Annotated in this window: 6 protein-coding genes and 1 tRNA gene; 5 read left to right on the top strand and 2 right to left on the bottom strand. The window is 46.6% G+C overall.

Going from position 1 to position 4,023, the window contains the following annotated elements; translation table 11 throughout:
* Positions 1-89: 89 nt before the first annotated feature.
* Entirely contained in the window at positions 90-1,445 is a 1,356-nt protein-coding gene (accC, locus tag QUA16_RS35925; RefSeq protein WP_333109556.1) for an acetyl-CoA carboxylase biotin carboxylase subunit, read from the bottom strand.
* Between the two features lie 228 nt (positions 1,446-1,673).
* On the opposite strand from accC, the gene QUA16_RS35920 reads away from it, so the two are divergent.
* The 4 genes from QUA16_RS35920 (at position 1,674) to QUA16_RS35905 (ending at position 3,462) form a co-directional block, all read left to right on the top strand.
* Positions 1,674-1,757: transfer RNA gene (locus tag QUA16_RS35920), tRNA-Leu, on the top strand.
* A gap of 317 nt (positions 1,758-2,074) precedes the next feature.
* Positions 2,075-2,287, top strand: coding sequence for a helix-turn-helix domain-containing protein (locus QUA16_RS35915; protein ID WP_332973393.1), 213 nt, complete (start codon positions 2,075-2,077; stop codon positions 2,285-2,287).
* Between the two features lie 21 nt (positions 2,288-2,308).
* Positions 2,309-2,878: a hypothetical protein gene (locus tag QUA16_RS35910; RefSeq protein WP_333109558.1), complete on the top strand. Its 570-nt coding sequence runs from the start codon at positions 2,309-2,311 to the stop codon at positions 2,876-2,878.
* Complete coding sequence (locus QUA16_RS35905; RefSeq protein ID WP_333109560.1) at positions 2,875-3,462, top strand: hypothetical protein; 588 nt, start codon at positions 2,875-2,877, stop codon at positions 3,460-3,462. The genes QUA16_RS35910 and QUA16_RS35905 overlap by 4 nt, the downstream gene beginning before the upstream one ends.
* On the opposite strand, the gene QUA16_RS35900 is transcribed toward QUA16_RS35905, so the two are convergent.
* Positions 3,438-3,680, bottom strand: a complete 243-nt coding sequence (locus QUA16_RS35900; protein ID WP_333109561.1) for a hypothetical protein — start codon at positions 3,678-3,680, stop codon at positions 3,438-3,440. The genes QUA16_RS35905 and QUA16_RS35900 overlap by 25 nt on opposite strands.
* Positions 3,681-3,702: 22 nt before the next feature.
* Between QUA16_RS35900 and QUA16_RS35895 the strand changes: the two genes are divergently transcribed.
* A complete protein-coding gene (locus QUA16_RS35895) occupies positions 3,703-3,954 on the top strand; it encodes a hypothetical protein (protein ID WP_333109563.1) in 252 nt (83 codons plus the stop codon).
* The last annotated feature ends 69 nt before the right edge of the window (positions 3,955-4,023 follow it).

Genomic DNA, 4,023 nt, shown 5'->3' with positions numbered 1-4,023 from the left:
ACTGCCAACTGCCAACTGCCAACTGCCAACTGCCAACTGCCAACTGCCAACTGCCAACTGCCAACTGCCAACTGACTACTGACTAATGACTAATGACTATTTTGGTTCAAGAACTGTTCGACGAAATTTGTGTAAACTTCGCCGCTGAGAAACTCGGGGGAATCGAGGATTTTTTGGTGAAAGCCCAGGGTGGTGGGGACGCCGGTGATGGCGCATTCCCGCAATGCCCGTTTCATCCTGCGGATGGCTGTCGGTCGATCGCGCCCCCATACAATTACTTTACCGATTAAAGAATCGTAGTAAGCGGGTATTTCGTAATCGGTGTAGACGTGAGAGTCCATCCGCACGCCGGGGCCACCGGGAGGCAAATAACCGCTGATTATGCCGGGGTGGGGTCGGAAGTTGCGATCGGGATCTTCGGCATTGATGCGGCACTCAATGGCGTGGCCGTTGAGAACTACTTGGTTTTGCTTGATTTGCAGTTTTTCTCCTTGGGCGATGCGGATTTGTTCGGCTATCAAGTCGAGGCCTGTAATCATCTCGGTGACGGGATGTTCTACTTGGATGCGGGTGTTCATTTCCATAAAGTAGAACTTGCCCGATTTGTCAAGCAGAAATTCGACAGTACCCGCACCCGTGTAGTTGATGGATTTGGCGGCGGCAATGGCAGCGTGACCCATTTGATCTCGCAGTTTCTGGCTGAGGGCGGGGCTGGGGGCTTCTTCGAGGAGTTTTTGGTGTCGGCGCTGAATCGAACAATCTCTCTCGCCGAGGTGGATGACGTTACCGTAGTTGTCGGCGAGGATTTGGATTTCGATGTGCCGGGGTTTTTCGATGAATTTTTCGAGGTAAAGTCCGGGGTTGCCGAAGGCTGCATCGGCTTCGCCTTGGGCTGCTGAGAATAGTTTGGGGAGTTCGGATGCTTCTCTCACTAGCCTCATCCCGCGGCCTCCACCGCCGGCTGTGGCTTTGATCATCACAGGATAGCCGATGTCGCGGGCGATCGACAAAGCTTCGCGATCGTCGGCCAGCAATCCCTCGCTACCGGGAACTGTGGGCACTTTCACCCGCTGCATAGTTTCTTTGGCGGTGGATTTGTCGCCCATCGCCCGCATGGCTGCCGGAGACGGGCCGATGAAGGTAATTTGATGGTCGGCGCAGATTTCGGCAAATCGGGCGTTTTCGGCGAGGAAGCCGTAACCGGGGTGAATGGCTGCGGCGTTGCGTGTCAGGGCGGCCGCGATGATGTTGGGGATGTTTAAATAGCTTTTGCTGCTGGTGGGGGGGCCGATGCAAACGGCTTCGTCTGCCAACTGGACGTGCAGGGCGTGCTTGTCTACGGTGGAGTGAACGGCGACCGTGGCAATCCCCATTTCCTCGCAGGTCCGCAATATGCGGAGAGCTATTTCTCCCCGATTAGCGATTAAAATTTTCGAGAACCCCATCTTCGCTGCTTAATTCACTCAATATTCTGTACAATAATGCCTTTCGGTATGTTCTGGATAATCGTTTTCCAGAAATTGTTCACAAAAATTTATTTTACATTTTGCTGGTAGTGGTGCTATGATTGTAAATCGGCGGTGTCAAAGGGCAAGTCACAAGTTAAATGTCAGGAACCTCAACCTGTAAATCTTTAACTGGTAACGCAAAAATCCCGGAGATTGCCAGAAAGAGCGGATGTGGCGGAATTGGTATACGCGCACGCTTGAGGTGCGTGTGGCAATATGTCCTTGCGAGTTCGAGTCTCGCCATCCGCATTGAATATGTAAAACAACTGTTGACGGTTTTGGCTGTCGGCAGTTGTTTTATTTTTGATGGGTGGGTAGCCAGAAACCGGGTTTTTGCGAGAATATTTGGTTACAGGCGAAGATTTGCTGAAAAACCCGGTTTCTTGGATTTGTGGGTGAGTACGGTAGGGTGCGGATTCATCAGATATCTTTAAGTGCGATTCCCTACGGGATAGCTTCGCTTCACGAACTTGTGACAGATCCGCACTATACAAAATACTGTTTAACTGTCGATCGACAATTGTGTTTGAATTAAAAACATAGATAGTTATCGTTTGTCAAGTAGAATGGGGTTAGTTAGGTTCCGAATCCGAGAGTTGGCTGACGAAAAAGGATGGACGCTAAAGGATGTTGCCGATCGATCGGAGGTTCCGTACAGCACAGTCAGGCACTATGCTCGATCGGAAGGACTAGCAACGGTTGATATCACATCCATTCAAAAGATAGCTCGCACCCTCGATGTTTTGATTGAAGAGTTAATGGATGTTGTCAAAGAATAATAATGAGAATGGTGTTGGATAGTGCCACAATATTTTGGGGAGGCTAATCAGAAAGAAATCCGTCAATATGCAGAAATTATCGCCATGACGGATGATGTGTATACAATAGCTAATTATCTAGAGATTTCTGAACAAATTATCCGCCAAGTAAAAGAGCACATATTTATCAAGGAACACGAGCTTGACATTCCCAATGATGAGACAAATACTATTAGTCATGTCCGAGGTAATTTTACACCCGATGGTGAGATTGCTGATTTATGGATAAGTGCAAAAAATGGTGAGCTACAACCGAGAGAAATTAGCAAGTTTAAACGGTTGATAGCCCATGAGTATATAGAGCAAGCACTAATGGCTGATGGACTTCCTTATCGATCGCCTAAAGCTTGGATAGAGCATCCCATGTATGGTTTTGGCAACTGGCCAACCCCGGAGAATTTCGGAGCACACGATATAGCTCCTCATACCAGCAAGCCCAATCCATTTTCCCACTGGGTTAACATAATAGGTAAGTCAGCGGAAGGACTGATGCTTGCGGACAACCTCTCGAATCTTGATGAGTTGCTTGAAGCTATTAGAGAAAGAATATGACTGCGAAAACAATTACCGATACTGCACTAGAGCGAATTTTAGCAATTAAATGGGAGCCTGACGATAGTCGCGTTAACTCTCACATTGCCCTTTTGCGAGAATACTTGAGACGTGCCGCACTGTGGGCCAAGGCTTTAGATTGTACGGATGAATGGCCGTTTTTTGATGTGGCTGCTCATATTGATTCTCTAGATGCCGATGAAACTAAGGTTAAAGTGCTTAAGACTCATTTCACAGAGACACCGTTTTATGTGGCGGGTATTATTGAGAAAACCTGCGAGTGGTTCCTTCATTGGGATAGCGCGAAAAATTCACCAAAAGTCAGTGAATTTACTCTACCTGAACCCTACGAACCGCTAATCCTAATGTATGAACGCGGTGGCATATTCTCTATGGAACATGGATTTTTTGATTTTGCTGTTGGGGGTTTTCCTAGAGGTAAATGGCAGAAATACGACCAAATCATGCCTTTGTTGAAACTAGATGCGAGAACTTTAGATCGACTAGATATTGATTCGGGCGATGGGTTGAATGCAATTAACCCGAAAGCAGAGGGAGGTTACACATCAATAGAGCGATGTTGATTTTCGGAACTAGGTAAACTTGTCTGCGCGGATGATGGTTTTAACACTTTACGATCAATCAGCCAAGCAACTCCTCCCAAGACTCCACCGCCTAAGCAACTAACTATAATGGCAATAAAGAAGGGATGAAGTTTCTTTGTTTGTGTAGCTGCATTTTCAACCGCCAGGTTTCTACACAAAAGAAGTACAAAAATTATGGCAAAATAAGAATTACTCATTTAATCGATCGCCATTATCCCAATGACTACCGTTACCCAAGCAGAAATTGAACAGTATCGCTCCCAATTACAAGAATATCCCGATGCTCTAATAGCTCTTGATGTACTTGAAGAGTGTGAAGGCGATTTAGAATATGCAGCCGAAACCTTAGCAATTAAGTCAGGAGAATTAGACAACGATCTAGATGCAAAAGACCCAAATGAGCCTAGCTGGTTAGAAAAATCAGCCGAGAAATTACGTCCTCATATTTGTACGCAAGCCTTTAAACTGTAGTTTAGACTAAAAAATGAGCGCAGCTAAAAGTAGCCACCTTTGAATCTCAGGCAAGCTGTTGCTCAAAAA

Origin of the sequence: Microcoleus sp. S13_C3 (genome assembly GCF_036700905.1) — a bacterium.
In the GTDB taxonomy this organism is placed as follows: domain Bacteria; phylum Cyanobacteriota; class Cyanobacteriia; order Cyanobacteriales; family Microcoleaceae; genus Microcoleus.
The sequence above is the reverse complement of the archived record's forward strand: the minus strand, read 5'-3'. Positions and strand labels throughout refer to the sequence as shown.